2 protein-coding genes and 1 pseudogene are annotated in these 1565 nt (G+C 66.0%); all 3 read left to right on the top strand.

The features are described 5' to 3' along the window. A pseudogene (glyA, locus tag G3N97_RS38700) lies at positions 1 to 359 on the top strand (serine hydroxymethyltransferase); the annotation flags it as partial. Between the two features lie 18 nt (positions 360 to 377). Next, complete coding sequence (gene nrdR, locus G3N97_RS38695; protein WP_028220157.1) at positions 378 to 860, top strand: transcriptional regulator NrdR; 483 nt, start codon at positions 378 to 380, stop codon at positions 858 to 860. 205 nt (positions 861 to 1065) lie between these two features. Then, a partial coding sequence (locus G3N97_RS38690) for a GspH/FimT family pseudopilin (protein WP_205997984.1) occupies positions 1066 to 1565 on the top strand: 500 nt, incomplete at its 3' end.

Raw genomic sequence — 1565 nt, 5'->3', positions numbered from 1 at the left:
CTGAAACGCTGGTCAAGCGCGGTCTGCGTATCGTTTCGGGCCGCACGGAAAGCCACGTGATGCTGGTCGATCTGCGCGCGAAGAACATCACCGGCAAGGCTGCGGAAGCGGTGCTGGGCGCGGCGCACATCACCGTGAACAAGAACGCGATCCCGAACGATCCGGAAAAGCCGTTCGTCACGAGCGGTATCCGTCTGGGCTCGCCGGCGATGACCACGCGCGGCTTCGGCGTGAAGGAAGCGGAGCAGGTCGGCAATCTGATCGCCGACGTGCTGGACAATCCGGAAGACGCAGCGACGATCGAGCGCGTGAAGGCGCAGGTCTCGGAGCTGACGAAGCGCTTCCCGGTTTACCGTTAAGCCCTGCGGTAAGTCAGTATGCGCTGCCCCTTCTGCCGGCATGAAGACACGCAAGTGGTCGACTCGCGCGTGTCCGAGGACGGCGCCGCGATCCGGCGCCGCCGCCGCTGCCCGGCCTGCGACAAGCGTTTCACGACGTACGAGCGGGTCGAGCTGGCGATGCCGGCGATCGTCAAGAAGGACGGCAGCCGCACGGAATTCGACCGCCGCAAGATCATGGCGAGCATGCAACTGGCGCTGCGCAAGCGGCCCGTTGCAGCCGACGCCATCGATGCGGCGGTCGCCCGTATCGAATATCAACTGCTCGGCAGCGGCGAGCGCGAGGTGCGCAGCGAGCGCCTCGGCGAGCTCGTGATGGGCGAGTTGCGCGAGCTCGACAAGGTCGCGTTCGTGCGGTTCGCTTCCGTGTACCGGCGCTTCGAGGACGTCTCCGAATTCGAGGACGTGATCGAGGAATTCCGCCGCGCGAGCGGTGCCGCCACGCCGCCGAAAAAGCGCTGAACGCGCGCGTCTCACCCGTATTGCCCGCCTCGCTGTAACGCCTGCCGTTACTCGCATCGCTTTCTCCCTTTTGTTGCCGTCGTGGTTCGTGACGCTGGTATTGTCGCGAGCCGCACGCGTGCGCAACAGCTAGCCGTTCGGCTAATTGTTCCGGTTTCGTTTCGTCTCTAGAGTGATTGCAATTTCTTGATGATCAGGATTGCAGATGAAATGCGCCGGCTTCACCTTGCTCGAAACCATGGCCGTGATCGTGCTGTTCGCGATCTGCGTCACGGCTGCCGTGCCTACGTTCGCGGCGTGGCGCGTGCGCGACCAGGTGGACGCGCGCGCGAACGCCTTGCTCGGCACCTTTTCCTACGCGCGCAGCGAGGCGATCCGACGCAAGACGCGCATCACCGTATGCCGGATCGACGCGGCGCGACATTGCCTCGCCACGGGCAAAGCCTGTCCGTCCGGACTCGCGGACTGGTCGTGCGGCTGGGCGGTCGTGGCGGAGCAGGCGGGCGCGAACGTGTTGCTGCGCGCACAGCCGGCGCTCGACGAGATCGCCATCGCTTCCACGCTTACCGCGCTCACATTTACGCCGCCGGCTGGGCAGATCATCGGCAGCCTGCGCAATTTCGACATCGCGCCGCGCGTGCCGACTGCGTCGACGCGCGGCGTCGCCTGGCGCCGCTGCTTGCGCGTGGCGGCGGGCGGTCGTGC

The sequence above is a fragment of the Paraburkholderia sp. Ac-20347 genome, from assembly GCF_017104805.1.
GTDB lineage: Bacteria > Pseudomonadota > Gammaproteobacteria > Burkholderiales > Burkholderiaceae > Paraburkholderia > Paraburkholderia tropica.
Note: the sequence above shows the minus strand (reverse complement) of the source record. Positions and strands in the feature narration are given on the sequence as shown.